Annotated in this window: 22 protein-coding genes and 3 pseudogenes; 16 read left to right on the top strand and 9 right to left on the bottom strand. The window is 40.0% G+C overall.

Annotated features, from left to right (window positions below; translation table 11 throughout):
• Both J9B83_RS14815 and J9B83_RS14810 read left to right on the top strand, forming a co-directional pair.
• A partial coding sequence (locus tag J9B83_RS14815) for an abortive infection family protein (protein WP_211537590.1) occupies window positions 1–672 on the top strand: 672 nt, incomplete at its 5' end.
• Between the two features lie 795 nt (window positions 673–1467).
• Window positions 1468–3411: an AAA family ATPase gene (locus J9B83_RS14810; RefSeq protein ID WP_211537589.1), complete on the top strand. Its 1944-nt coding sequence runs from the start codon at window positions 1468–1470 to the stop codon at window positions 3409–3411.
• A gap of 128 nt (window positions 3412–3539) precedes the next feature.
• Here the strand turns inward: J9B83_RS14810 and J9B83_RS14805 are convergent, their stop codons facing one another.
• Entirely contained in the window at window positions 3540–4556 is a 1017-nt protein-coding gene (locus J9B83_RS14805; protein WP_211537588.1) for a helix-turn-helix transcriptional regulator, read from the bottom strand.
• A gap of 229 nt (window positions 4557–4785) precedes the next feature.
• On the opposite strand from J9B83_RS14805, the gene J9B83_RS14800 reads away from it, so the two are divergent.
• Window positions 4786–5133 carry a DUF2493 domain-containing protein gene (locus J9B83_RS14800; RefSeq protein ID WP_211537587.1) on the top strand — a complete coding sequence of 116 codons (348 nt, stop codon included), beginning with the start codon at window positions 4786–4788 and terminating at the stop codon, window positions 5131–5133.
• A gap of 3 nt (window positions 5134–5136) precedes the next feature.
• Here J9B83_RS14800 and J9B83_RS14795 read toward each other — a convergent pair.
• Window positions 5137–5388, bottom strand: a pseudogene (locus J9B83_RS14795) (transposase); the annotation flags it as partial.
• 413 nt (window positions 5389–5801) lie between these two features.
• On the opposite strand from J9B83_RS14795, the gene J9B83_RS14790 reads away from it, so the two are divergent.
• The 9 genes and pseudogenes from J9B83_RS14790 to J9B83_RS14750 all read left to right on the top strand — a co-directional run.
• A complete protein-coding gene (locus J9B83_RS14790) occupies window positions 5802–6548 on the top strand; it encodes a FadR/GntR family transcriptional regulator (RefSeq protein ID WP_211537586.1) in 747 nt (248 codons plus the stop codon).
• Window positions 6549–6629: 81 nt separating this feature from the next.
• On the top strand, window positions 6630–7823 hold the full coding sequence (locus J9B83_RS14785) for an ABC transporter substrate-binding protein (RefSeq protein ID WP_211537585.1): 1194 nt from the start codon (window positions 6630–6632) through the stop codon (window positions 7821–7823).
• A 67-nt stretch (window positions 7824–7890) separates the two neighbouring features.
• Window positions 7891–8748: a branched-chain amino acid ABC transporter permease gene (locus J9B83_RS14780; protein ID WP_211537584.1), complete on the top strand. Its 858-nt coding sequence runs from the start codon at window positions 7891–7893 to the stop codon at window positions 8746–8748.
• Complete coding sequence (locus J9B83_RS14775) at window positions 8749–9744, top strand: branched-chain amino acid ABC transporter permease (RefSeq protein WP_211537583.1); 996 nt, start codon at window positions 8749–8751, stop codon at window positions 9742–9744.
• Window positions 9741–10499, top strand: a complete 759-nt coding sequence (locus J9B83_RS14770) for an ABC transporter ATP-binding protein (RefSeq protein ID WP_211537582.1) — start codon at window positions 9741–9743, stop codon at window positions 10497–10499. Before J9B83_RS14775 ends, J9B83_RS14770 begins: the two co-directional genes overlap by 4 nt.
• Window positions 10492–11187 carry an ABC transporter ATP-binding protein gene (locus J9B83_RS14765; RefSeq protein ID WP_211537581.1) on the top strand — a complete coding sequence of 232 codons (696 nt, stop codon included), beginning with the start codon at window positions 10492–10494 and terminating at the stop codon, window positions 11185–11187. Before J9B83_RS14770 ends, J9B83_RS14765 begins: the two co-directional genes overlap by 8 nt.
• A 16-nt stretch (window positions 11188–11203) precedes the next feature.
• Window positions 11204–12475, top strand: coding sequence for a Zn-dependent hydrolase (locus tag J9B83_RS14760; protein ID WP_211537580.1), 1272 nt, complete (start codon window positions 11204–11206; stop codon window positions 12473–12475).
• Window positions 12468–13877: an amidase gene (locus J9B83_RS14755; protein WP_211537579.1), complete on the top strand. Its 1410-nt coding sequence runs from the start codon at window positions 12468–12470 to the stop codon at window positions 13875–13877. Before J9B83_RS14760 ends, J9B83_RS14755 begins: the two co-directional genes overlap by 8 nt.
• Window positions 13878–14082: 205 nt before the next feature.
• Window positions 14083–14539 (top strand): annotated as a pseudogene (locus tag J9B83_RS14750) (transposase); the annotation flags it as partial.
• A 134-nt stretch (window positions 14540–14673) separates the two neighbouring features.
• On the opposite strand, the gene J9B83_RS14745 reads toward J9B83_RS14750, so the two are convergent.
• The gene (locus tag J9B83_RS14745) at window positions 14674–15318 is read right to left on the bottom strand and encodes an 8-oxoguanine DNA glycosylase OGG fold protein (protein ID WP_211537578.1); all 645 of its coding nucleotides are present in this window, start codon (window positions 15316–15318) and stop codon (window positions 14674–14676) included.
• A 630-nt stretch (window positions 15319–15948) separates the two neighbouring features.
• Between J9B83_RS14745 and ltrA the strand changes: the two genes are divergently transcribed.
• A complete protein-coding gene (gene ltrA, locus J9B83_RS14740; protein WP_211537577.1) occupies window positions 15949–17283 on the top strand; it encodes a group II intron reverse transcriptase/maturase in 1335 nt (444 codons plus the stop codon).
• Between the two features lie 68 nt (window positions 17284–17351).
• Here the strand turns inward: ltrA and J9B83_RS14735 are convergent, their stop codons facing one another.
• The gene (locus J9B83_RS14735; RefSeq protein WP_211537576.1) at window positions 17352–18053 is read right to left on the bottom strand and encodes an SLATT domain-containing protein; all 702 of its coding nucleotides are present in this window, start codon (window positions 18051–18053) and stop codon (window positions 17352–17354) included.
• Between the two features lie 468 nt (window positions 18054–18521).
• Here J9B83_RS14735 and J9B83_RS14730 point away from each other — a divergent pair.
• The 3 genes and pseudogenes from J9B83_RS14730 to J9B83_RS14720 form a co-directional block, all read left to right on the top strand.
• Window positions 18522–19238 (top strand): annotated as a pseudogene (locus tag J9B83_RS14730) (IS5 family transposase); the annotation flags it as partial.
• 124 nt (window positions 19239–19362) lie between these two features.
• Window positions 19363–20906 (top strand): IS3 family transposase gene (locus J9B83_RS14725; RefSeq protein ID WP_407944029.1). Its coding sequence is split into 2 segments (ribosomal slippage): window positions 19363–19825 and window positions 19825–20906, totalling 1545 coding nucleotides; the frame shifts between segments, so codons are not numbered across the junction.
• A 184-nt stretch (window positions 20907–21090) separates the two neighbouring features.
• Window positions 21091–21816 carry a DinB/UmuC family translesion DNA polymerase gene (locus tag J9B83_RS14720; protein ID WP_328797748.1) on the top strand — a complete coding sequence of 242 codons (726 nt, stop codon included), beginning with the start codon at window positions 21091–21093 and terminating at the stop codon, window positions 21814–21816.
• 218 nt (window positions 21817–22034) lie between these two features.
• Here the strand turns inward: J9B83_RS14720 and dgcA are convergent, their stop codons facing one another.
• From dgcA to J9B83_RS14695, 5 genes are all read right to left on the bottom strand, one after another.
• Complete coding sequence (dgcA, locus tag J9B83_RS14715) at window positions 22035–23018, bottom strand: N-acetyl-D-Glu racemase DgcA (protein ID WP_236037338.1); 984 nt, start codon at window positions 23016–23018, stop codon at window positions 22035–22037.
• Entirely contained in the window at window positions 23015–24028 is a 1014-nt protein-coding gene (gene dgcN / locus J9B83_RS14710; RefSeq protein WP_211537575.1) for an N-acetyltransferase DgcN, read from the bottom strand. Before dgcN ends, dgcA begins: the two co-directional genes overlap by 4 nt.
• A 119-nt stretch (window positions 24029–24147) precedes the next feature.
• Window positions 24148–24876 carry an ABC transporter permease gene (locus J9B83_RS14705; RefSeq protein ID WP_211537574.1) on the bottom strand — a complete coding sequence of 243 codons (729 nt, stop codon included), beginning with the start codon at window positions 24874–24876 and terminating at the stop codon, window positions 24148–24150.
• A gap of 17 nt (window positions 24877–24893) precedes the next feature.
• Window positions 24894–25622: an ABC transporter permease gene (locus tag J9B83_RS14700; RefSeq protein ID WP_211537573.1), complete on the bottom strand. Its 729-nt coding sequence runs from the start codon at window positions 25620–25622 to the stop codon at window positions 24894–24896.
• A gap of 64 nt (window positions 25623–25686) precedes the next feature.
• On the bottom strand, window positions 25687–26120 hold a 434-nt coding region (locus tag J9B83_RS14695; RefSeq protein ID WP_211537572.1), incomplete at its 5' end, for a transporter substrate-binding domain-containing protein.

Here is a 26120-nt window from a genome sequence, read left to right as displayed (position 1 = left end):
ATCCACTGGTTTTCACTTACCGTCCCCTGTTTATTTAAAATAACAAATGAGGCGACAACTATCCTGACACAGGGGGGTGGTGTTATTCAAAAATATATGGATAACGATTCTTTTTGTGGAAACGACCTTGAAGCAGGACAAGAAAGGATCTCTGCTGCTTTAGCAAAAAACAACCTTGTATATAGAGTGAATGGCCATGTCATACCAGCAGGTTCAAATTCAATAACCAAAACTCTTGAAGATTTTTTTAAGACTAGTGACTTTTCGTCTATAGAAAAAGAATTCGAAAGAGCTGTGCTAAACATATCTTCAGACCCTCATGCATCAATTACAGCTGCATGCTCAATTATTGAATCTGCATTGAAATTTTATATCGAGAAGTTTGAGCTTGAGATGCCGAGAAAACTAAACGTAATAGATCTATGGGGAGTAGTGCGTATTGACCTTCCTTTGAATTCTGATGCCGTATTAGCTGCAGATCAGCATAAGATTTTAAAGGGGCTATCTGCAGTAATCGATGGAGTTGGAGCTTTCAGGTCCCATATAGGTTCCGCACATGGAAGAGGACAAACTCCCCCTTCTATTGTTCAAGCAGAGGCAAGGCTAGCAGTTAATGCATCCCATACAGTTGTAGTGTTCGTAATGGAATATTTGCATGCGAAAAGTGTCTAACAAGGCAAATCACGGGGACGGCTAAAGCTGTCGCATTTTTGTTAAAAAAAGAAAAGGAGCAAAAAGCTGCGCCAGCGTTTTCGGCGTTAGGGTCTCTGTTGAATCCAGCGTCATCAAAAATAAAATTATTAATGTCAGACTTCTTGATCGCAGTTTCCCTAGAAGTGATGTTAATAGGAATTAATTGAGCCTCTTTAATTATGTGACAAGGTCAGTTGACTAGTGAATGTTAATTTGAGTTCAAAAATGAGCGGAATGTGAAAGTTTAGAGAAGCTACAACGCCAATAGGATCTCGTCGAATCATTGAAGTATAACCTTCCATGTATTCAGCAGATGCAGAGTGTAGTGGTCAACTAATTCCGGACAGAAATTAGGTTGCTCTTCTGCTTTGGCAGGTAGTAACTCGTTGTTAAATTTTTGCCGATGTTACATGGCGAGTCTTGAAAACCAAAAATGAATTAACTCATGGGAAGTTCATTGTTCATATCTTCTTTTTCTTAATTAAGACAATAACTAGCAAACCTACGAGTTCCAGTTAAAAACTGAGGAAGTCGATTTAATCGACTTTTAATACGTCATATATTGTCGCGTTAAATCCCTACAATGCTTCAAAACAAGCAAAGGGGTGCACGATGGAAAGTTATAAAACGTTAGGTTTTATTGATAAATGCGATAAAAATGCCGAGCCTATTATTAAGCTTTGGGTGCTTAGAATTTTGGTTAATTTATCGGCGGTGAATCAGTTTGTGCAAAAGCACCATTTTAAAGACGAGAGCATCGCTGAATTTTTGGGCTTGGGTCACTATATTGAAGGAGACATCGAATTTAATCCACAAGTAATAAAACGCGAGCTTTCTGCCACCGCTGCAGCAATGGAGCTTCAAAGCGAAGGTAATTTATTGCCTTCAAACTTACAAAATAACTTAAAAAGCTTGAGTATGCAGATTGAGTTAGATGATGTAGAACAATGCTTGGTTGGTTTTAGTATTCTTACTAAAACAGAGCTACTGCTTGTAAAATGCGTTGACTATTTAAGTTACACTTTATCGACTTCTAAAGCCTACCATGCTTTATCGGTTATTTTAAATATCCCCGAAAGTGCCATTAAAAAGGCATTGGGTACTAACAGTAACTTGGTACGTTCGGGCATTTTAAAACTAGAAGAGCATATAACAACGCTTGATGAAAAATTAGAGTTGGTTTCATCAAGGTTTGCCGATGCTGTATTAATCGGTGAGACTGACCTTGCAGAGCTTTTTAAAGGCACGGTTGCTAAAAGCCTCTCTACCACTTTAGGTCTCAGTGATTATGAGCATGTTAAGCAGCTGGCTATCTTGTTACCGTTTTTGCAGAAAGCCATTAAACAGGGTTTAAAGGGCATTAATATTTATATTTACGGCCCTGCTGGCACAGGCAAAACACAGCTGGCAAAAGTGCTAGCACAAGAGTTGCAAACAGATTTATTTGAGGTAACTACTGAAGATGATAATGGTCACCCCATCAGTGGTGAAAGACGCTTGCGAGCGTTATCAGCAGCGCACAGCTTTTTATCACACCGCAAGGCGTTAATACTGTTTGATGAGGCAGAAGACGTATTTAATAATGAAGCACAAAATGGTCAATCTGGAGGTTTTAGCAGACAAAGTACGGCACAGCACTGTAAAGCTTGGCTTAACCGTTCATTAGAGGAAAACGCCACACCTACAATTTGGCTAGCTAATACGCGTAATGGTCTGGACCCAGCGTTTATTAGGCGTTACGCCATGGTGTTTGAATTGGCTGTGCCCCCGGAGTTACAGCGCAAAAAAGTGCTTAACCAATATGCAGGAAAGTTTTTAAGCGAACACGTAGTCAAGCAATTAGCTAAAGCCGATAGCCTTACACCTGCGGTTGTTGCCAATGCAGCCAAAGTTACTGACATTATTAGAGGGCATGACACGAGTATTAACACTGATGCCGTATTTACAAGCTTGATTAACCAAACACTTGAAGCCCAAAACCATCCCACTATTAATGTGCATTACCATCCAATAAAAGAGCAGGCTTATAACACTGATTTTCTGAATACCAGCGTCGATATTGCCGTCGTGATTGCTGGCCTTAAAGCCTCTCGCCAAGGTCGTTTGTGTTTTTATGGCCCACCAGGCACGGGTAAAACGGCCCTTGGTAAACACATTGCCAAGATGTTGGAGCTACCTTTTATTTGCAAAAAGGCTTCCGATTTACTTTCTTGCTACGTGGGTGAAACCGAAAAAAACATTGCTCGAGCCTTTAAGCGTGCTAGGGAGGAGGGCGCTATCTTGTTGATGGATGAAATTGATAGCTTTTTACAACACCGAGCGAATGCTCAACGATCGTGGGAGCAAACCCAGGTGAATGAGATGCTCACACAAATGGAAAACTTTGAAGGCATTTTTATGGCAACAACCAATCTCATTGATACGTTAGATGTTGCCTCAATTCGCCGTTTTGATGCCAAGATAAAATTTGACTATTTGAACCAAAAACAATTGACCGATATGTTTGGTCGCTTTTGTCAAAGCTTTGAGATTGAGCTAAAGGCCAACGCATTAAACAACCAAATAAATCACCTGCACGCCATAACCCCTGGCGATTTTGCCTTAATAAGCAGACAAAACAATTTTAACCCTGTTACATCATTAGCCGATCTAATTTCAAGGCTAAAGGAAGAGCAAGCCTTAAAAGGCGAAGTGAAAAACAGAATAGGATTTATCTAAGATCAAGGCAAATCCATGAGTAAAAGACAGTGGGGTGCACATCAAGTGGCATATCCATAACGTCCGTCATTTCAAAAAAACTGCTGGTTAGTCATCATCTTTGGCAGATATGACGCCTATGTCGATGATCATTCGTGCTGGTACATGGTGTTCATATTTCCAGCAATTTGCGCAATCCATTGGCGCATAGATTTGGGTGATAGCACTTCTATTTTATCGCCCTGGCTTAAAATCCAATACCGGAGCTCATGGCTGTCAATAACCGTTGCTGTGAGCTTGTGGCTCTCGAGTTCTTTATTGTTTTGAATTTTTTGGTCAGTTGATAATGGCATTTCTGTTAAGTGGTATTTTAAGTAGCTATGAATGTTGGCTTTTAGCTTGACCGTAGTGTCCGATTTTTCTCTATCCCAAGGCCACGACATTTCGCCTCGGTCAAGGTAGCCATCTATATTAAAATTTGGGTCTTGCTTAATGCTTTCATCTAGCCGTTCTACATCACTGTAGCGTTGTAATGCTGTAATACGAATGTCATCGTAATCAAAAAACTTGCCTATTAAGTACAAAGTATTGGCTCGTTGCACAATGCCAAAGGGGCTAACGACCTGATCAGGTCTGCTGTTGTAGCGGCATTTGAATTTTGTATTAGCAAGCAAAGCCTCATAAATCTCACCAACAGCTTCTTGATCCACTTTGGCAGGCATTAGAACCGTGTTTGGCAAAATGCGTATTTTATCAAACCAGCTGGTAAAATTAGCCTGGTTAAAGGTTTCTAAAATAGCTTTGGCTTCATCTATGTACTGTTCAATATGCTTCAACACTTTTTCTGGCATTAAGCATTTGAGGTGCTCATAGCCCATTAGTAATGTTAAAGCTGCCGATGGATCCATTACTGGCAAGCCACGATTAATGGAATGCTCACTAAAAGCCCAGCCCACACCCTCTTTGCCACGACCTGTTGCTGGTGTATCAATAATGCTAAACGCACCACTGGCTGATAGCATTTGAATATCACGTTGCACTGTTCTTGCTGTGACATTAATACCTTGGTTTTTAAGATAGTCTACCAACTGCTTGGTGGTCTTATATTTGGGCCAGCGTGGTAATTCCATCAATATAAGAATTTGGCGCATGCCTGAATCTGCCATAGTGAGCTCCTGCTGTTTATCCGCTGCATTACTGTTTATATCTGCGACACAATATGACGCAATGCCCACCAAATAGAAAGTATCAAGACACCAAGGGTTTCGTTAGTCTGTCGTTTTGGCGGCTCTTCTACAAACGTCACAATATGTCGCTTTAAAAGCCAATAATGTTCCAAGTCTTTACGATAAAGCAATGATAAAGCCTGACTTTACTAAATTACCGGAGTTATATATGAAAGTAGCCATTATTGGTTCCCGCTCGTTCTCTGACTACTCTTTAGTTGAAGAAGCCCTAAGGACAAGCATAGACGTCAACACCATTACCGTCATCATTTCTGGTGGCGCAAAAGGTGCCGACACGTTAGCTGAAAAATTTGCCGCTGATTACTCCTTAGAAATCCAAATATTCAAGCCAGACTGGAAGCTCTATGGTCGTGGTGCAGGTATTGTCCGTAACAAACAAATCATCGAAAGCGCTGATAAAATATTTGCCTTCTGGGACGGGAAGTCGAAGGGGACACTAAATTCGATAAATATCGCTAAAAAGCTAGGAAAATATTTAACTATTGTTCGTTATTAACGTGATTTCATAAAGCGCATCCTCCATAGCAGGATCGCTCATGTTGTACCAATGCTGCATGCAGTGAATGCGAAACATGGTGGATAACGGATACGGTCTTCTTCCTTTTCCTGCTTTAGGGTAAAAAGGCTCAATAGCGGCTTCAAGCTGGCCCCAAGACCTCAATTCATCCATCCGAGAAAGGGAAATTTCTTTGCGTGTCTTACGACGTTTGTTGTTGAATTCGCTGTCGGCAAAAGTGAGTTGATGTGACATGGTGAGACACGAGGGTTAAAAGTGAATTGTCTAATGGGAAGGGCTTACTTGCATCTTATCTAGACAAAGACACTAATTTTAGCTCTATTTTGGTGCGTTTTATTGAGCACAATTTCAACACTTTATAGTTATTGACTTCAGCTTCTGCAATAGAAAAAATTTCAAAAACCTACTCACATTCCTGAAAAATAAAAATCTAAATTCTAAGCTATATGAAAATATTCATTCAAATCAGATGTTTAACTAAATATTAACCAGATGCTTTACTTTACTTTAGATTTTTTACATCTGAAATTTTCCATTCGATACCAATACTAAACATCAAAAGTTGGCCACGTAATTGCTTTATTAATTTCAATTAATCATGATTAATATGGTTATTTACATATTGGAAATATTTTTTAGGATTTGATGTGACAACTGAATTCAAGAGTAAAGCAAAAAGAAAATTATCGGATTTGATTGTTGATGAGGTGAAAAGACTCATAGTCTCCGACGAGCTTGTTCCGGGGGATCGTCTTCCAAGTGAAAAGGACTTAATTGAACAGTATGAGGTGTCAAAAGGCACAGTTCGAGAAGCTATGAAAGCTTTAGAAGTTGAGGGGTTAATAAAAACTAAGCCTGGTCCAGGCGGTGGAGCTTGGTTACAAGAAGTTGGTACAGAGCCAGCCAGCAAGGCTCTCAGAAACTATCTGTACTTTCGTCATATAAGCGCCAAACAGCTTTATCAACTAAGAAAATTAATAGAAGTTGAATTGGCAGTTTCAGTAGTTGGTTTCTTATCTGACGACGATATATCTAAATTAAGACTCTATACAGATCAATGTAGTAATAAGCCCACTACAGAAGAGGAGCAGCGTCTTCAAAAAACAGCTGAGCTAGAGTTTCACAATGTTCTAGCAGATGCTTCACCAAATCCAATTTTGGGATTTTTTGGGCGCTTTTTGAATGAGTCTCTAAGAGATTTGGTTGTTTTGAAAAAATCATATTTGATTGATTACTTTGAATTCACCAAATCTAACGTTGAATACCATTATGCACTTATTAATGCATATGAAAAAAAGGACGTAAAAAAAGTCCGAATGCTAATGTCAGAGCATATGTGTGAAGCAGAAAGACATTTTGTGGCATTAGATGGAAGTATTTCAAAAAAAATGTAAAGGAGGAAAGCAAAGGAAAACGTTAATAAGAAGAGCTTATAGAGCCTTAAATACTTATAAATAACATAAAAGGAACGGAAAATGACTAATAAATATATTAAGTGTACAGCGTTAGCAATATCAGTAGCTTCTTTATCAGGTGCTACATTAGCTCAAGATGATGCGGTAACCATTTATGGTGTTAAATCTATGTCTGGTGCATTTGCTAGTTATGGCAAATATGCAGATATGGGGTCTAAGCTAGCGGTTGATCAATACGGTGAACTACTCGGAGAAAAACCAAACTATAAGGTGATTGACACAGAAGGTAATGCGGGTAAAGCATTACGAAAAGTTCAAGAGGCAATAAGTCAAAAAGATGCTAAATTTTTTGACGGTGGAACATTGTCATCTACATCATTAGCAATTGGTAAAGAGGTAAATAAATCAGGAGGTGTTTTTATTACCCCTGCTGGTGCTGACGAACTAACGGGAGTTGACTGCAATGCCTCGACATTTCGTTGGTCTGTACCAACTTATGGTGCAATAAGAGAGACAGTTATTCCTTTGTTTAAAGAGCATCCAGAGAAGAAACGTTGGTACACGATTACACCTCAATATGTATTTGGTGAGGCTTTATTATCAAATGCAGAGACTGTTTTTGAAGAGCTTGGTATAGAGCATGTTGGTAATAGCTATCACTCCTTACAAGAACAAGAGTTTTCCGGGTACCTGACCAATGCTATGGCATCTCAACCAGATGTTTTATTAATACTTAATTTTGGTGCTCAGTCTTCAAATACTTTGCGTCAAGCAATAAATTTTGGCCTTAAAAATCAGATGACTATTCTAGTTACTTGGTCGTCTGGATTGGAACAGTTTCAAGAGCTAAGCGCATCGGTCACTGAGGATGTGTATTTTGGAGCTCAATATTGGCATACGGTTGACACACCACTTAATAATCAGCTGGTAAAAGATGTGAAGGATGTATATGGAATAACACCAAATTATCCTTTAGCAGCTGATTATATTAGTACGAAAATATTACTGGATGCAATCGCTCAAGCTGGAACAACGGATCCAACAGCAGTTGCGAATGCGCTTGAAGGAAAATCATATGAAGGGCCAACAGGAACTGAGACTGTTCGTGCCGCAGACCATCAGGTTCTTAAAAACTATTATTTATTGAAGGGTAAAGCAGCATCCAAAATGAATGATTCAGATGATTATGCTGATATTGTTAGCTATGGAAAATCATTTCCAGACGAGTCCTCTTTAGAATGTAGCGGTATTTAAAAGGCTATATTATGCCACTTATCAATTTTATTGACTAAGTGGCATTCCATACTCAAGAGAGGTCAATATGAATCTATATTTATTTCAGGCTCTAAACGGAATTGGTCTTGGCATGATTTACTTCCTTATCTCGGTAGGGCTGACAATCATTTTCGGATTACTTAATTTTGTAAATTTTGCTCACGGTGCATTTTATCTTTTAGGCGCATATTTAAGTTATACGGCAGTAGTTGTAACTGGTAATTATTGGGTGGCACTCATTATCGCTCCTATTATGATTGCTTTAATTGCATGGGTCTGTGAACGGACTTTAATAAAAAGAGTTTATCATTTACCGCATACTTACCAAATTTTAGTAACCTTGGGTGTCGCTTTAATCATTCAAGAGTTATGCGTCTCTATTTGGGGACCAATTGGTAAACATATATCTCCTCCCGACTCGCTTAAAGGGGTCTTTCAACTTGGTGATTTCTTTTATCCACAATATCGACTCTTTGTCATTGGGTTCGCTGCTGTTGTCGCTATTTTGGTGTGGCTACTTCTAGATAAAACAAAATTTGGAGCATTGGTGCGAGCCGGTAGCGAAGATGCAGAGACAGTTTCCCTGCTTGGTACTCATACACATAGACTTTTCTCGATTACTTTTGCATTAGGGGTTGGTTTAGCTGGGCTAGCCGGGGTACTTGCGGCACCAATAAGGGGAATTCATCCTTTCGTCGGGCCAGAAATTCTTGGTATTGCATTTGTTGTGGTTGTTATAGGAGGTATGGGGTCTTTTACAGGCGCTCTAGTAGGAGGACTTTTAGTTGGTTTGGTCCAGAGTCTAATGACGACTATATGGCCGCAGGGAGCTAGTTTAATGATTTATGGAGCGATGGCATTCGTCATTTTATTGCGACCATATGGACTGTTTGGGAGAGCATAAATGAATAGCAAAACTTCTATTTTCAGAGGGATAACCCTCATTGCACTTGTGCTAATTGTGCTAATGCCATTTATATTGCCATCTGTTACTTTAGCGACAGAGATTCTTATTTTTGCGTTAGCTGCTCTAGCTTGTAATCTACTGTTAGGTTACACCGGACTATTATCTTTCGGCCAGGGGATATTTTTTGGAGGAGGAGCATATAGTGCGTCATTGGTAATGATACATTTTAATTTTGGCCTGATTAGTGCTCTTCTAATATCTATTTTAGTAGGGGCTGCATTAGCTTTTATAGTTGGTTCATTGTCGATACGTAGAACTGGTATATATTTTGTCATGCTGACCTTGGCCTTTACTCAAATGGCCTATTTCTTGGCTTATACATTTAGCGATTGGACAGGTGGGGATAATGGACTATTAGATGTTCCTAGACCTGCTTTGAACATCCTTGGTATTACAGTTAGTGATTTAAAAAGCAGTGAGTCTTTCTATGCATTCGTAGCCATTGTGTTTTTTGTAGTTTTTGTATTTGCACGAAGAGTTATACACTCACCTTTTGGCACGACGTTAGTAGCAATAAGAGAGAATGAAAATAGATCATCAGCAGTTGGATTTTCTACAAATCATTTTAAATTAGTCGCGTTTGTAATATCAGGGTCTATAACAGGTCTAGCTGGTGCATTGTATGCAATGCTTCTTAATTTTGCTCCTCTCTCCAATATAGACTTAGTAATGTCTGAAAATATATTAATTATGACAATTATTGGTGGGACAAGCTCACTACTTGGTTCCTTACTAGGCGCTGGTGCTATTGTTCTTCTTGGAGATGTATTATCTTCTATATGGCCTAGATGGATGATGATTCTTGGAGTTGCTCTGATCGCAGTTGTTCTATTTTTACCTGGTGGACTATGGGGAGGGGTAACCTCACTATTTAATAAACTAATAAGCAACAAAAAGAATAAAGAAGAATCATCTACAGAGGTATCAAAATGAGTGAGTATTTATTAGAAACCTCAGGGCTTGGTTTGGACTATGGTGCTTTTTCGGCTGTTGGCGAAGTTAATCTAAAAATACAAAAAGGTACTATTCATACTGTTATAGGTCCAAATGGAGCAGGAAAAACATCACTCTTCCACTGTTTGACTGGAGAGCGAAAACCATCTCGCGGAAAAATACATTTCAATAATGAAAATATAACTTACCTAGGTGCCCATAAGAGGGTTTCTAAAGGGATGGCTCGTTCCTTTCAAGTTACAAGCTTATTTCAAGAGTTATCTGTTCTAGAAAATTTAAGAATTGCTGCGCAAGGTCGTGATGGTCTTAAATCTCTTAAATTCTGGGTGTCAGAAAATAAGAACCACCATAATTTAGAAAAAGCACATGAAGTTCTAAATAAAATTCAACTAAATGATGTATCTGACCGACTAGCAGGTGAACTTTCTCATGGTCAGCAAAGGGTATTAGAAGTTGGTATGGCGTTGTGTGGTTCACCAGCACTGCTTCTACTTGACGAACCTACCTCCGGTATGGGTGTTGACGATATTCCTATTATGACTGGGCTGATATCTGAACTAGGTAAGGAGCACACAGTAATGTTGATAGAGCATAATATGAGACTAGTTATGTCAATATCAGATCGAATTACTGTAATGCATCAAGGAAATATTCTTGTTGAAGGCTCTCCTGATGAAATTAAAGGTGATGAAATGGTTAAAAAAGCTTATTTAGGGGAGAGTGGGCATGAGTGAACTAGTTATTAGTAATTTACACTCCTATTATGGAAAAAGTCATATTCTAAATGGTATCAATTTATCCGTAAAATCTGGAGAAATTGTCACTTTGTTAGGTCGAAATGGAGCAGGTAAAACGACAACCCTTAAAACAATAGTTGGTATTGTCAAAGCTCAGCAGGGTGAAGTGGTTCTTGATAATGAAAATTTGGAAGGTAAAGAAATATTTGAAATTGCTCGAAGAGGAATTTCTCTCGTCCCTGAGCATCGCGGTATATTTGGAATCCTTTCAGTTGAAGAAAACCTTAAAATTGCCATTAATAAGAATAGTCCTTGGAGCCTAGATGATATTTACGACATGTTCCCTCGATTAAAAGAGCGTCGTAAAAATGGTGGTAATGCTCTTTCTGGTGGTGAGCAGCAAATGCTAGCAATAGCAAGAGCTTTGGTTAATGATCCTCGTATTCTACTTCTTGATGAACCAACAGAAGGGTTAGCTCCGGTTATTGTTGATGAAATAGTTCGTATTCTCCATCAAATTCGTTCTGCAGGTGTAGGTGTCTTGTTAGTTGAGCAAAACTTATCTGTTTGTGAGAAGTTAGCAGATATGCACTACATCATTGAGCTTGGTGAAATTGTTTATCAAGGAACACAAGCAGAATTCAGTAATCAGAACGAAATAAAAAATAGATATCTTGCGGTTTAATAAAAGGATATTAGTTGTGAATAAATCAACATTTTTAACAAAAGATAATGTTATTAAAGTGAATTCTGACCGCCTTTGGGACTCTTTGATGACACACGGAAAAATAGGACATACGGAAAAAGGTGGCCTTAATAGACTAGCATTAACAGAACTTGACAAACAAGGCCGTGATTTATTTAAAAAATGGTGTGAAGAAGCTGGATGTAAAGTAACAATTGATGAAATTGGTAACATGTTTGCTCGCAGAGCTGGACGAGATGACTCTCTACCACCTGTTATGACGGGTTCACACATTGATACCCAACCAACTGGCGGAAAATTTGATGGTTGTTTTGGCGTAATGGCAGGTCTAGAAGCTATTCGAACGCTTAATGATTTAAAAATTGAAACTGTTGCTCCTATTGAGGTCGTTGCATGGACGAATGAAGAAGGTTCAAGGTTTCCTCCTTGCATGATGGGGTCAGGTGTATTTACTGGAAAGTTCCCCTTAGCTGAAGCGCTTAGTACTTGCGACGAGGCGGGCGTATCAGTTAAGGAGGCGCTCATTCAGATTGGCTATGATGGTAGTAAAAGTCATATTGGTCATGCAGCCACCGCTTACTTCGAGGCTCACATAGAGCAGGGGCCTGTTTTAGAAGATCAGGCTAAACAAGTCGGTGTCGTAATTGGTGCTCTTGGTCAAAAGTGGTTTGATATTGAGATAACAGGCGTCGAGGCTCACGCAGGTCCAACTCCAATGGAGTTGAGAAAGGATGCCTCATTAGCTGGTGCAGAGTTAATCCTTTTTATCAATAGTATCGCAATTAGTCATGCGCCTCATGGGCGTGGAACTGTCGGTTGTTTTGATGTATTTCCAAGTTCCAGAAATGTTATTCCGGGTACGGTTAAAATGACTGCCGACTTAAGACATCTCAATGAACCCGAATTAGATGAAATGGTAAGTAGTTTGCGTTTAAAAATTGATGAATTAATTAGTAAGTATGAAGTTAATATTATCATTACACCAACAGCTGACTTTCCACCAATAGCTTTTGATTCAAATTGCGTTAGTAGCGTTAGAGATGCAGCTGATTTGCTGGGGTACCCAAATATGGATGTTGTAAGTGGCGCTGGCCATGATGCAATTTTTATGGCTGATGTTACATCGGCAGGTATGATCTTTGTCCCCTGTGAAGGAGGAATAAGTCACAACGAATTAGAACGAGCAGATATTGAAGATTTAGGTGCTGGTGCATCTGTTTTGCTAAATGTCTTATTGTCTTCAGCAGGTGTTATTGATCATGAATAAAGTAATTAAAACTAATATTGCTGACATGTCGGCTGTTGAGCTAACCGAACTTTTTAAGCGAAAAGCACTTTCACCTGTTGAAGCCGTTCAGGCATCATTTGATCGAATTTCTCAATGCAATAGTATTGTGAATGCATACTGCTATTTGGCCGAAGAAGAGGCCCTTAAAGTTGCTCGTGAGTCGGAGATTCGTTGGTATAAGGGTAAGCCACTTAGTCTAATTGATGGAGTGCCAAGCTCTATAAAGGATTTAACATCTGTATCCGGATGGCCAAATCGTAATGGCTCATTAACAACTAATGATACTCCGATGACCTATGATGCACCATTTACAAAAAATATGTTGTCTGCAGGTGCTGTTATACTTGGTAAAACGACTACTCCAGAGTTTGGGTGGAAAGGGGTTACCGACAGCAAATTAACGGGAATAACTAGAAATCCGTGGGATACATCTAAGACCTCCGGTGGGTCTTCTGGTGGAGCGGCTGTCGCTGCAGCATTAAATATGGGAGTGCTTCATCAGTCGAGCGATGCAGGAGGGTCTATTCGTATTCCAGCTTCATTTTGTGGTGTATTTGGAATAAAGCCAACATTTGGCTTTATTCCTCAATGGCCGGCAAGTGCTATGACCACTTTATCCCACCTTGGACCTATGACACGAACGGTCCAAGACAGTATTCTAATGATGGATGTTATTACACAGCCAGATAGCAGGGACTGGTACTCAACTCGTATATATAAAGATCATAAAGACAAATATAGTCCTAAACCTTTAAAAGGACTGCGGGTCGCTTATAGTCCTACGTTAGGATATGTTGATGTTGATCCTAAAGTCTATTCCCTGGTTGACTCAACTGTTAAGAAGCTTGAGGAAATGGGAGCTGTTGTTCAGCTAATTGATCCTCCCTTTCAGGACCCAATAGATACATTCTCAACTCTTTGGTTTTCTGGAGCAGCCAAAGTTATTTCGAATTTTAGTGCTCAACAGTGTGAGCTTCTAGATCCTGGCTTTTTAGCAATAGGTAATGAAGGCTCAAAAATACCAATTGTGGAATATATGAAAGCTACAGATAGAAGAGCCGAATTAGGGGCTATTATGCAGAATTTTCATACTGACTATGACATTTTAATTACGCCTACTATGCCAAGAACAGCTTTTGACGCTGGAAAAAATACTGAAAATAATCAACAAAAGCATTGGATGGAGTGGACTCCATTTTCTTATCCATTTAATTTAACACAGCAACCTGCTTTATCTGTCCCATGCGGTCAAGTTGATGGTCTTCCAGTGGGACTTCAAATCATAGCTGATAGAGGAAATGACTTGTTAGCAATGGAAGTTGCAAAGTACATAGAGCTCATCTCACCAAGTCAATTTTTAAGCTTGCCTGTGGAAAGATAATATCCATATTTTGGCTGCTGAAGTTACGAATTCGGGTCAGCTCACCATTGCGAAATAGGTGTTCTAGAATTATAAGGACAGCGTAAACTAATATCGATAAGGTCTGATGGCTCAACTAATTGTTTGGCCGGGAGATCACATACCAAGAATAAAACGAAAGCACATGGCTAAGAGCTACACCAAATTCAAAAAAGATAAGCTGTAGTACTTTGGCTTAAAAGTTAACATTTGGCGTTGATGCTAGAACAGGGCTAACGGACAGTCTAAGCACAACGGCGGCCAACGTACACGACATCACAGAAACTGAACATCTGCTTCATGGTGAAGAACGCTTTATCTCGGCGGATTCAGGTTATCGAGGCGCACAAAAACGAGAAGAGCTCAAAGACATCAAAGCGGATTGGTTGATTACTGAAATGCCAAACAAGGTGCACCTTCTCAAGAAACATCCAAGAATAAATAAGCAACCCATCCGAACGGAATACATAAAAGCCAGTATCAGAGCAAAAGTAGAGCCCCCGTTTCGGATCATAAAGCGTCAGTTCGGTTTTAGGAAAGTCGTCTATCGCGGCTTAAAGAAAAATGATAACAAACTGGCGATGCTGTTTGCCTTAGCCAATGTGTTTAGAATTGACAAGATGATACGAGCTACAAGGGGTTAATCCGTTTAAAAGCCCGTAAACAAGGCTGAATGAGCTTGTTTACGGACTAAAAGTACTGAAATAGGTGACATTTTGCGCTTTTTTAACTGAGTTAGAAATACTGACTGCTGTGCGACTTCTTAATCGCAATTTCCTTAGGTATGTTGTTTTAAATTTTGCCCAAATATAAACAAAAACATCTCTGCCTGTGCTGCGGTGCATTCTGAAGATAGTGCGAAATTATTCATAATTTTCAGATATTCAGGATAAAGGTTTGGAGCATTTGTATAAGTTATACGCTTCATACCAACAAACTCTTTATATATACCTGTATTAATGGCTTCAATTACACGTATGTCCAAAATTAGTGGTTCATGCTCTCCAATTTTACCACCAACAAAATATAGAAATTTTGAGTATGTAGATAATCCTAGTCCACTAATTTCTTTTACTTTTTTGTAGTGTATTTTCCAGTTATCAATACCCTTCGATGCACACTGTAATAAAGATACTATTTCAGGCAATTTATTAATAATCTTTGAGAAATTGTTACCTCTCATACCTGATGAGTAGCCCCATAGAATGGTTGCTATTATTAACTTTTTGTAATCCTGAGTATGAGCGATGTCTTTGAGGTCTTGTCTGCATAGTTTTACCTCCAGTTCACCAGAAAATATAGATTGTAATGTATTCCAGATTTCTGGGTGGCTCTCTTGATATTTTTCCCAAGTAGCTAGTTTTGTCCCAATAGCATGGTCTGCTACAGGCAAATTACTAATTAGGGATTTGTAATTTTTCATAGTTCCCTCTGAATACCTAACGCCCGCTTAAGCGGACGGAAATAGTTGGCTAAAATTTGTGAGGAACGAACAACAGCCAACTGTTTACGTTCCGTTTAAAGCGCTTGTGTACGCCCAGCATGGGCATGAACTAATGAGGTGAAAGTCCTCTGTAGGAAGGTCACCATCCTTAGCGATTTATGTCGTTATTAGATGTTAACTACTAGCGAATGGCAAGGGCTTAACCGCGAGGTTTGGTCTGAAGGAAGCCGCTAGCAAAACTGCGAGCTGATGAACAAGAATATCATATGAGGCGTAGGCTGGAGGCGAGTTGGCACAAGACGACGAAGCCCTGTGATCTAACGGCCACCGTAAATGATGCAGTTGCGCAGGGAAAGTTCATGCTCTTATCTGGGGAGATCTGCTTAACAGGCGATCGGAAACTTAAACAGTTCTAAGCTACTGATTTAAACAGGCTTGGCAAACAGAATTCATCAAACTGTTTGAGCAAATATGATGAAACCGATAGCGCTGATATGGGTAACTATATTAGTGATTAAGCAGAAGTCAGCAGACGGCATAGTAGCCAAACGCCCATCGTAATGGCTGGGACACGGTGAAGGCCTGAACATTTAGAATAAAGGAGGAGCCTTGCCAGATTTGAACACACGAATACCGTCCGGTAATGACGTGACTCAGCATTTTAGCTTGCAGCCATCCTTTAGCGAAAATCTATTCGAACGCACCCTGCAGCGAGAAAATATTCAAGCTGCATGGAAACGTGTTCGAGCCAACAAAGGAGCCGCTGGCATCGATGGCATGACCATTGAAGAGTTTCCAGACTGGGTAAGATCCGGTCAATGGGAACGAGTGATGCAAGAACTTAAATCAGGCGTTTATAAACCTGATCCTGTTCGTCGCGTAGAAATTGAAAAGCCTGACGGGGGTATTCGTCAGCTTGGCATTCCTACGATTAAAGACCGCGTCATTCAGCAAGCGATTGCTCAAATACTAGTGCCTATTTTTGATCCGACATTTTCCAATAACAGTTTTGGATTCAGACCGAACAGAAATGGGCAGCAAGCTGCTAAACAAGTACAAAACATTATCAAGGAAGGCCGACGCTTTGCCGTTGATGTTGATCTTTCGAAGTTCTTTGATCGAGTGAATCACGATCTATTAATGACGTACCTGAGCTATAAGCTGAAGGATAAAGCGTTATTGAGATTAATTGCAAAGTATTTACGTGCAGGAATAATGAAAGATAACTACTTTTCAGAAAGCCGTGAAGGCGTTCCACAAGGTGGCCCACTTTCACCTCTGCTCGCGAATATTATGTTAGATCCACTCGACAAAGAATTAGAGAAACGAGGCCATAAGTTTGCTCGCTACGCTGACGACTTTACTATTTTGGTGAAAAGTAAGCGTGCTGGCGAACGTATCCTTAACAGCATCTCGAACTACTTGGAGCGTCGATTAAAACTCATCGTTAACAGTGATAAAAGTTGCGTTGTGAAAACCTCAGAAAGTAAATTTCTGGGCTTCACTTTTCGATCAGGAAGAATTCAGATTCATCCGAAAACACTGCATCGATTTAAGGAACAAGTACGGCGTTTAACCAACCGAAACTGGGGCGTGTCGATGCGCTATCAGCTCTTTAAAACCAGCCAGTATTTACGGGGCTGGATTAATTATTTTGGTATCGCCAATTGCTATCAACTTTGCATGGATCTAGATCATTGGATTCGTCGCAGAGTTAGAATGGCTTATTGGCGACAGTGGCGAAAGCCACGCACTAAAGTAAGAAATTTAATGAGGCTAGGTGTTCGCGTTCAAGCTGCGGTAGCTTGTGGTATTACGAGTAAAGGCCCATGGCGTAGCTCTAAAACTCCGGGGATTAATCAGGCATTATCAAATGCTTATTTAAAAACCGAAGGATTATATTCGTTACGCGATGGATGGATTAAGCTTCACCATTCTAAGTGAAACGCCCTGTGCGGATCCGCATGCAGGGTGTTGTGGGGGCTGGAGGCTAGATACCTCCGGCTACCCGATTAGCCAGCTACTGCTGAAAAAACACCTTTAAAACAAGTTGTTATCTTTAACATATCTAAAATAAATAATATTTCAAAAAGCATCATCGATGTTGGGATTATATAAGAAAGTAAATACATGGAATATGACTTAATATGCATGAATAACCTTTTCCCACCTGTAATATCGAAATCACTAGGAGTATCCAAAACAGCAAAAAGATGATCAACCCTAGTATGATTTTCTGGTTCTGTTGAGATCACATGATATTTATCATGGTATGTTTCTAGATTAATACTCTTTCCACTTGCCTTAGACTCCGCCATTTCATTTCTAAGCGTACGGATTAACTCTTTGATGCTGACACCGCAATCATCTAATGACTGTGCTCGTAAATCATACTTAGCTGTTGCGTTAACAACTGAGTATACAAGAACCGCAACAGCTAAGAATATCTGCAACATGCTTAGCACTTCAGAGCTATATGGAATGGGGAGGCCTGAATTTTGAAATAAAGGGATAAATATTAAACCTAGCGATAATATCGTAGTAGTTAAGAATGAATATGTACTTGCTCTCTTTAATCTAACTGAAGCATTAAATCTACATTTAGCAGTAATTCTCATGCTGTTTAATAATTTTTTGGCAGGATCTGTTTCATTTTTTTCTTCTGGTTGAGTAGAAAAAAACCATCTAAAAGGTATTTTGAGAAATTCAATCATCTTGTTTGAAATCCAATTCTTAGTTTTAGCATATTTACGTAATGTTCCAAATTTAATCATATTGCCAATGTAAATGAATTGCTGGCTAACATTTTAATAGTGCGCATGCGCGTTTACACATTTCAAAAAACGTCTAGATTTCTCTATAACCAACTGAATTTAAAGTGTTTTATAAATTCTTTCATAAAATTCAAAAATAGCTAAACAAGCGTGCGTGTTATAACTTTTATCCCCAGCGCGTTTTCTCTGTCCTGAAAATCTTTATCCATTGATGCTAAATGATTTTTTATTTATCCACCAGTATAAACATGCACAACAGTGATTATTTTTAGACAAAACGAGCAAGAAATGTGAGCGTCAGCTAAGGAAACTGCTGTTAAAAAGTCGTGCAGTTGTGAGAACTGTCTAAGGAATATGCGAATAAGTCCCGCGCACGAGATAATACACCTTTAATCTTCGAGTCTAACCATGTCACATCAACTCACTTTTGCCGACAGCGAATGCAACAACAAACGTATTTAAACATGTAAAGAGATTTTCTTGACTCGAATGAATGTACTGATGCCGTGGAATCAGCTTGAAGCGGTTATTGAAACTTTCTATCCAAAGGCTGGAAAAGGAAGAAGCCCGTAACCGCTGTCTACGATGTTTCGCATTCACTGCATGCAGCATTGGTACAATATGAGCGATCCTGCTATGGAAGACACGCTTTATGAAATCACGCCCATGCGTTTGTTTGCTGGATTGTCGTTAGGCAATGCCTGTTCCAGATTACACGACTATCATGAATTTTAAACACTTACTTGAAAAGCATAAGCTCTCCCATCAGCTGTTCAAAGAGATCAACAAGTGGTTGTTCAGTGCTGGCATTTATCTAAAAGAAAGCACGATTGTCGACGCCACTATTATTGAATCAGCTATTTAAACCAAGAATAAAGTAAAAGCACGTGATCCAGAAATGCACCAGACTCAAAAAGGTAAGCAGTGGTTCTTCGGGCTAAAAGCTCAGATCGGCGTTGATGCTAGAACAGGGCTAACGCAAAGTCTAAGCACAACGTACACAACATCACAGAAACAGAATATCTACTTAATGGTGAAGAACGTTTTATCTCGGCGGATTCAGGTTATCGAGGTGCTCAAAAACGAGAAGAGCTAAAAGACATCAAAGTGGATTGGTTGATTGCTGCTTACAAAAAGAAAAAGCCAAGCTGGTGTGCCTTCTGCATATTTCGGAGCATTCCGAACAGCCATTTCCCCCCCGTGTCAGCATAGTTGTCGCCTATTAATTTGACCTATTTAAGGAGACAACATGCCAAGGCCTGCAATTGATTTAGAAATAAGGGAGCAAGGAAGAGTTTGGTTGCTTCCTCCATATAGTTACTCTGTTCGGCATATTGCTGATAAATTAGATGTTGGGAATGGAACAGTTAACAAGTGGAGACAAGAATTGAAGGAAGAGGGTTTGCTACCAATTAATGATGACGGAGGAAACGCACATTATAGCGCCGAACAGGTTTTTTCTTTTGTTATTGAGACTGCCACCATGTCCGAGCATGAACTGTCGGCGTACTGCCGCGAAAAAGGGCTCTTCGTGGAACAAGTAAAGAAGTGGCGAACCGCTTCCATTCAAGCACATCAACCGAAAAATGAAATTAAGCATAAACAAGATTCCCAACGCCGTGCAGATAGAAAAAGAATCAAAGAATTAGAAAGAGAATTAGCCCGAAAAGATAAGGCCTTAGCTGAAACCGCAGCCCTTCTGGTGTTGCGGGAAAAGTTCAATGCTCTCTGGGAAAACGACGAGGAAGATTAACTTCTCTCCCAGAGCGGCTGAATATCGTGACTCTTGTCGAAGAAGCTGTTTTCAAAGGTGCCCGTAAGACTCGGGCATGTGAGGTCATTGGGGTATCTATCCGTACCTTGCAACGATGGGTAGACAGTGATACTGGAGCAATATCTGAAGATATGCGCAATTCTTCAGACAGGCCGACACCACACAATAAGCTGTCAGACGAGGAACGACAGACTATTTTGAATATTTGTAACTCACCGGAGTTTGCAAATTGTCCACCAAATCTGATTGTTCCCTCCCTTGCTGACCAAGGGACTTATATTGCTTCTGAAGCTACATTTTACCGGGTGCTTAGGGAGCACAATCAATTGGCTAGTCGTTCGAGAGCTAAGGCTAAAGGCTGCTATAAGCGGCCACGTGCTCAGAAAGCGACAGCACCAAACCAAGTGTGGAGTTGGGATATCAGTTATTTGCCGTCAGTGATAAAAGGCAACCATTACTATCTGTATATGATTACCGATATTTTCAGCCGAAAAATTGTTGGTACAGATGTCTTTGAGCAAGAGCTAGGAGAGCATGCAGCCGAGCTTCTACAAAGAGCGGTGTGGAGTGAAAAATGTGTCACATCACAGGTGGTTCTCCACTCAGACAATGGTGCTCCAATGAGAAGTTTTACACTGCTGGCTAAGATGCAGGATCTCGGGATCATAAGTTCTTATTCGCGACCAAGGGTAAGCAATGACAATCCATATTCAGAATCACTGTTCAAAACAGTTAAATATCATCCAACTTGGCCTGTAGCAGGGTTTAGCTCTTTAGATGATGCCAGAGCATGGGTGGCAGAGTTCACCCATTGGTATAACAGGGAACACAAACACAGCGGTATCAAGTATGTGACACCTCAACAAAGACATAACGGTGAAGATATAGAAATCCTTGTTCAGCGAAAGCAGGTCTATCGCCAAGCCCAGCTAACTAGCCCGGAAAGGTGGAGTCGACAGACGAGAGACTGGAACTATATCAGTGAAGTATTCTTGAATCCGGAAAAGAAAGCGGCTTAACCAAGTTTGTTATCATAATGTAAAATACGCGACAACTTACTTGAAAAATAGCGTTTCGGTATGATCCGAACACCTATTTCCGCGATTATCCGAACACTTTTAAGCGAACTCCGAAATCAGCGTTCGGAAGAGCGAAAACCGCGTTCGGAATGCTCCGAAATATGCACTACTGGCGTTGGTCGATGTGGGTGATGTTTGGGGAGTAGGACGGCGCATATCAACACGGCTTAAAGCTCAGGGCATTCATACCGCGTTAGACTTGGCCCGCGCTAACCCCAAAGCCATACGCAGCGAGTACTCTGTTGTGTTAGAACGCACTGTCCGTGAGCTCAATGGAGCGTCTTGTCTGGAGCTTGAAACCGTTCGACCCACCAAACAACAGATTGTATGCAGCAGATCGTTTGGTCATAAAGTGACGGATAAACAAGAATTACGAGAAGCTGTAGCGAAATACACCACGAGAGCGGCCGAAAAATTGCGAGGTGAGCAGCGTCTTTGTCGTGTTGTGACTGTATTCATTAGAACCAGTCCATTTATTCCTGGCGAGCCGCAGTGCTCAAAAGCACTGTCAGCGGAACTGCCCAATCCCACAGATGACACCCGCGATTTATTGGAGGTGACGAATGTGATCTTCCAACAAATCTACCGAGCGGGGTTTCGCTTTGCCAAAGCGGGGGTTATGTTGGCTGACTTTTATGAACAGGGTACTTTTCAAGAAGATTTGTTTCAACCTTCAATAAACCGAACGCAATCAAAAGCACTGATGTCTGTTGTCGATAAAATTAACCACAGTGGATTAGGTAACGTGTTCTTTGCGTCGCAAGGCACATCTCCAACCTGGCCGATGAAACGTGAGCATTTATCGCCTAATTACACAACATGCAGGGGAGATTTGAGAAGGGTTTTATAATGAAAAGACATGAAATATTTGCACAACTCGAATAGACAGTTTGACGCCTGAAAATAAGACGATTTCAGTCAGACATAAACCGTTCAAAAAAACCCTAAACAGGGTTACATTGCCTTGTTTAGGGGAAGGGTGTACTAAAATTGATGATATTTTGTGTTTTAATAGGAGGAAAGAGACCAACTGTTTGTGCTCCGTTGATCGTAATTTCCTTAAAAATGTTAACCCCATACACCTTTAACAAAGTTAACTGTACTACCTTCATAGTGCAAGGCAGGGTCTCTGTCTCTTGACAGTAAGAGTGGACCATCAATATCAACCCAACGCGCCTGTTGTGCAAGCAATAAAGCTGGCGCCATCGCTAAAGAAGTGCCAATCATACAACCAACCATTATATCAAATCCTAGTTTTTGCCCTTCTTCTAGTAGGGCAAGGCCTTCAGTTATTCCTCCTGTTTTATCTAACTTAATGTTAATTGCTTGATACCGACCCATTAGCATAGGAAGAGAGGAACGGTCCAAACAGGATTCGTCAGCAACAATTGGTATTGCAGGATTTAATCCTGACAATAAATGCTCTTCCAGAGGGGGAAGTGGTTGCTCTATCATCTCAACACCTAAATTGACAAGATGCGGTAAATACTCTTCGAGTTGTGCAAAGCTCCATCCAGTGTTCGCATCAATGACTAATCTTGTATTAGGTGCTGCGGCTCGTATAGCTCTTACCCGCTCTAGATCACCATCTCGCCCGAGCTTAAGTTTTAAAATAGGACGATGATTTTCCAGTGCCGCGGCACTAGCCATATTTTCTGGAGTATCTAGAGATAGTGTAAATACCGTAGTGACTGGCGACGGTGAATTTTTTAAGCCCGCCAATTCCCAAGTTGAGCAGCCTAGCATATTGGCTTCTAATTCAAATAAAGCGCAGTCTACCGCATTTCTAGCAGCTCCTGCAGGAAGGTGTAATGGTAACTCCTCTCGGCTTAATCCAGCTTCAATTAAAGGTTTTACTGATTCTATCATTTTTAAAATATCAGGATAATCAGGCTCAAATACATCCATACGCTCACACTCACCACGACCAGTGCAACCATCTTGCTCAACTGTGACAACAATAACCTCACCATTTAATTGTACTAGCCTCGAGATGATAAACGGCTTATGTAACGGCCATTTTTCAGTATCTATAGACATATTTCGCATCATAGGTTCTCCAGTTGATCTACAATTGAAGCCACTCCGGTACGGACAGGGTCAACAACTGGAACCCCAAATTTTTCTTCAAGATGTGCTATCTCACGAAGAGCTTCTTCATGAGATAAATTGACAGTATTAAGTGATATCCCACCTAAACGAATATTTGGGTTGGTAACGGCTCCCATTGCAAGATTAACTTCGATTACCTTATTTATATCAGGTACCACATAACCTTCCATAGAGTCCATTTGAATACGACCAGCTTCATGACAGATAATCAAAACATCTGCCTGTGCGCCATGAAGTAACCCAAGGCTTACACCTGCATAAGCTGGATGAAACAAAGAGCCTTGACCTTCAATAATATCCCAGTGATTCTCGACGTTATCTGGAGAGAGTGTTTCAACCATGCCAGCAATAAAATCTGATACTACAGCGTCTATAGGAACACCATTCCCCTCAATTAAGATACCAGTTTGGCCAGTTGCTCTAAATGTTGCATTTATGCCACGCTTTTCCATCTCTTTATGAATTGCTAGCGTGGTAAACATTTTGCCTACACAGCAGTCTGTCCCCACACTTAGTAAGCGCTTACCTGATCGTGGTAACCCAGTACCGCATACCATTTCACCTTTTGGTACTCGAACATCAAATAAAGTTTGCCCAGTACGAAGAGCTGTATCGACCAATTCAGGTATATCCGCTAACTTCATGTGGAGACCACTAGCTATATCTAACCCAGCTTCCATCGCCTCTATTAGTATGCTTATCCATTCTTTCGGTAAATTACCACCAATTGGAGCTAAGCCTAATACAAAAGTTTTTGCACCCGCTTCAGCCGCCGCCGCTATAGACATTTCTGGAAGCCCTAGGTCTGCCTTTGCTTCTTTTAAACGCAACTGAGCAACACATTTTTCTGGTCGCCAATGGGCTATTCCTTTTGCTACTTTTGCCATAAGCAAGTCTTCAGCGTCGCCCAGAAAAATTAAATATGGAGCTTGTAATTCTAGAGTGTTCATAGGTTTTCCTTTTTTAAGTCGAGCGAATCTGAAGAGATAGAAATATCACTTTTATCATCGCTATTTTTAAGTTTTATTACTGGTAAAGGTATAAAGTTCGTTGTTAATTTTTGGGGGATCTATGAGTGACCTGTTTGGAATGAATTTCGGTGGTTAACAGAGATTTTCTTATAAACAAGGTGTCTATTAATAATCCGTTCTATCTGGTGCCAAAAAAATACAAATCCGGTTGTAATTAACAAATAAAGGCAGGCAGCAATAAAATATGTTGATATATCAAACGTTTGAGAGAAAACTCGTCTTGTTTGTCCCATTAAGTCCATAACGGTAATTACACTGGCAACAGCGCTTCCTTTGAGCATTAGAATGTACTCATTACCAAGAGCTGGAAAGGCTAAGCGATAAGCAAGGGGCATAATGATTCGACGATAAAGCAAGGTTGATTTCATCCCCATTGCTCGACCTGCTTCAATAGAACCTCTGTTAACTGATTGAATGGCACCACGTAAAATTTCCGTTTGATAAGCGAGTGAATTTAACGTGAAGGCTAATAAGGCACAATTTATAGGGTCCCTAAAGAAAGCCCACATACCAATATCCATTAAAAAAGGGCGAAACTGGCCTGTTCCGTAATAAACAAGAAAAAGTTGAGCAATTAATGGTGTACCACGGAAAAATGAGATGAATGCTTTAATAGGTAATTTAAAGTATAGTTCTGATCTTGCTCTTAAAACAGAAAGTGGGATAGAAAGTATTGAGGCGATAATTACTGATATAAAAGTAATTTTAATGGTTAGTATTACACCATTTAATAATGTAGAAGTATGGCTTTGTATGATATCTAACATATAACTTACCTTTTATATTAGTTGTTAGATCGAAATCCACGGTTAGAGCGTCTCTCAAGTATCTCGAGTATTCTCTCGAATATGATACAGACCCCCCAATATATTAAGCAGACAGTAAGGTAGAACAAAAACGGTTCTTTAGTAGATCCAACCGCAATGTTTGTTACTCTCATTAAATCATCAAGAGCAATTACAGAAACTAGGGCTGTATCTTTTATTAAATTGATCCATAAATTACCTAATCCAGGTAATGCTATTCGCATGATCTGTGGACGCTCAATTAACCAGAAAATCTGTACTCTTTTCATGGATAAGGAGATGCCTGCTTCTCTTTGTCCCTTATCTATAGACTGCCATGCACCACGAAGTACTTCTGCAGAGTAGCCGCTAAATACAAGCCCTAAAGCCACAACACCAGCTAAAAACGGACTAAATTCAAAGTATAAGTTTTTGGAGCTAAACCACTTCAAAATTTGATTGATTAGCAATCCAACGCCATGGTAAATAATGAATAGAGTTAAAAGTTCAGGTAATCCCCTAATTATTGTTGTATAAAATAAAGCAAATGTTTTTGCTGTACGGCTTTTACTAATAGAAAAAGAGGCTACTATCGTTCCTAAAATCAAACCCACTGGTAATGCGGTGAAAGCAAGCATCAAAGTAATCCATAAGCCTTTTAACAGCTCATCACCCCAGCCAGTATCGCCAAAGCTTAAGTATTCTAAAATTTCCGAAACTGCTATCATGCCTATTAATACTCATTTCTTTAATAATTAGGCATTAGATTATTAATCTAATGCCTAATATTATCTATTTAAGGGTTAATATATTCAGAGAGAAGTATTTATCATTTATTTCCTGATAAATGCCGTTTGATATAATGGAAGCTAAAGCTGAATTGATTTCATTTAGCAACTCCTTGTCTTCTTTTCTTAAAGCAATACCAACACCTTCACCCACATAGGCAGGGTCAGTAATCATTTCGCCAACTCGTTCGCAACATGCGCCTTCTTCTGAACTTAACCAGTCAGTCATTGGCATGATATCACCTGCTTGTGCATCAATACGGCCACTTGCTAGGTCTAAGTTAACAGCATCTTGAGTGGGATAAAGTCTAATTTCCGACTCTTTATACTCTGCAATCAAAAAATCAGCTTGGGTTGTAGAGCAGGGCAAACGCATGAACGCTTTTTGATCAGTTGATGCAGCATTTGCATTCAATCCGTGTTTGATTGATGATCGTG

This window comes from Marinomonas vulgaris (assembly GCF_018145875.1).
Classification (GTDB): domain Bacteria; phylum Pseudomonadota; class Gammaproteobacteria; order Pseudomonadales; family Marinomonadaceae; genus Marinomonas; species Marinomonas vulgaris.
This window is presented reverse-complemented; position numbering and strand designations above follow the sequence as displayed.

Coding starts and splice junctions, on each gene's coding strand:
- J9B83_RS14805 (WP_211537588.1), bottom strand. CDS start 4,556: ATGGCAGATTCAGGCATGCGCCAAATTCTTATATTGATGGAATTACCA.
- J9B83_RS14800 (WP_211537587.1), top strand. CDS start 4,786: ATGAAAGTAGCCATTATTGGTTCCCGCTCGTTCTCTGACTACTCTTTA.
- J9B83_RS14785 (WP_211537585.1), top strand. CDS start 6,630: ATGACTAATAAATATATTAAGTGTACAGCGTTAGCAATATCAGTAGCT.
- J9B83_RS14780 (WP_211537584.1), top strand. CDS start 7,891: ATGAATCTATATTTATTTCAGGCTCTAAACGGAATTGGTCTTGGCATG.
- J9B83_RS14775 (WP_211537583.1), top strand. CDS start 8,749: ATGAATAGCAAAACTTCTATTTTCAGAGGGATAACCCTCATTGCACTT.
- J9B83_RS14770 (WP_211537582.1), top strand. CDS start 9,741: ATGAGTGAGTATTTATTAGAAACCTCAGGGCTTGGTTTGGACTATGGT.
- J9B83_RS14765 (WP_211537581.1), top strand. CDS start 10,492: ATGAGTGAACTAGTTATTAGTAATTTACACTCCTATTATGGAAAAAGT.
- J9B83_RS14755 (WP_211537579.1), top strand. CDS start 12,468: ATGAATAAAGTAATTAAAACTAATATTGCTGACATGTCGGCTGTTGAG.
- J9B83_RS14745 (WP_211537578.1), bottom strand. CDS start 15,318: ATGAAAAATTACAAATCCCTAATTAGTAATTTGCCTGTAGCAGACCAT.
- J9B83_RS14735 (WP_211537576.1), bottom strand. CDS start 18,053: ATGATTGAATTTCTCAAAATACCTTTTAGATGGTTTTTTTCTACTCAA.
- dgcA (WP_236037338.1), bottom strand. CDS start 23,018: ATGATGCGAAATATGTCTATAGATACTGAAAAATGGCCGTTACATAAG.
- dgcN (WP_211537575.1), bottom strand. CDS start 24,028: ATGAACACTCTAGAATTACAAGCTCCATATTTAATTTTTCTGGGCGAC.
- J9B83_RS14705 (WP_211537574.1), bottom strand. CDS start 24,876: ATGTTAGATATCATACAAAGCCATACTTCTACATTATTAAATGGTGTA.
- J9B83_RS14700 (WP_211537573.1), bottom strand. CDS start 25,622: ATGATAGCAGTTTCGGAAATTTTAGAATACTTAAGCTTTGGCGATACT.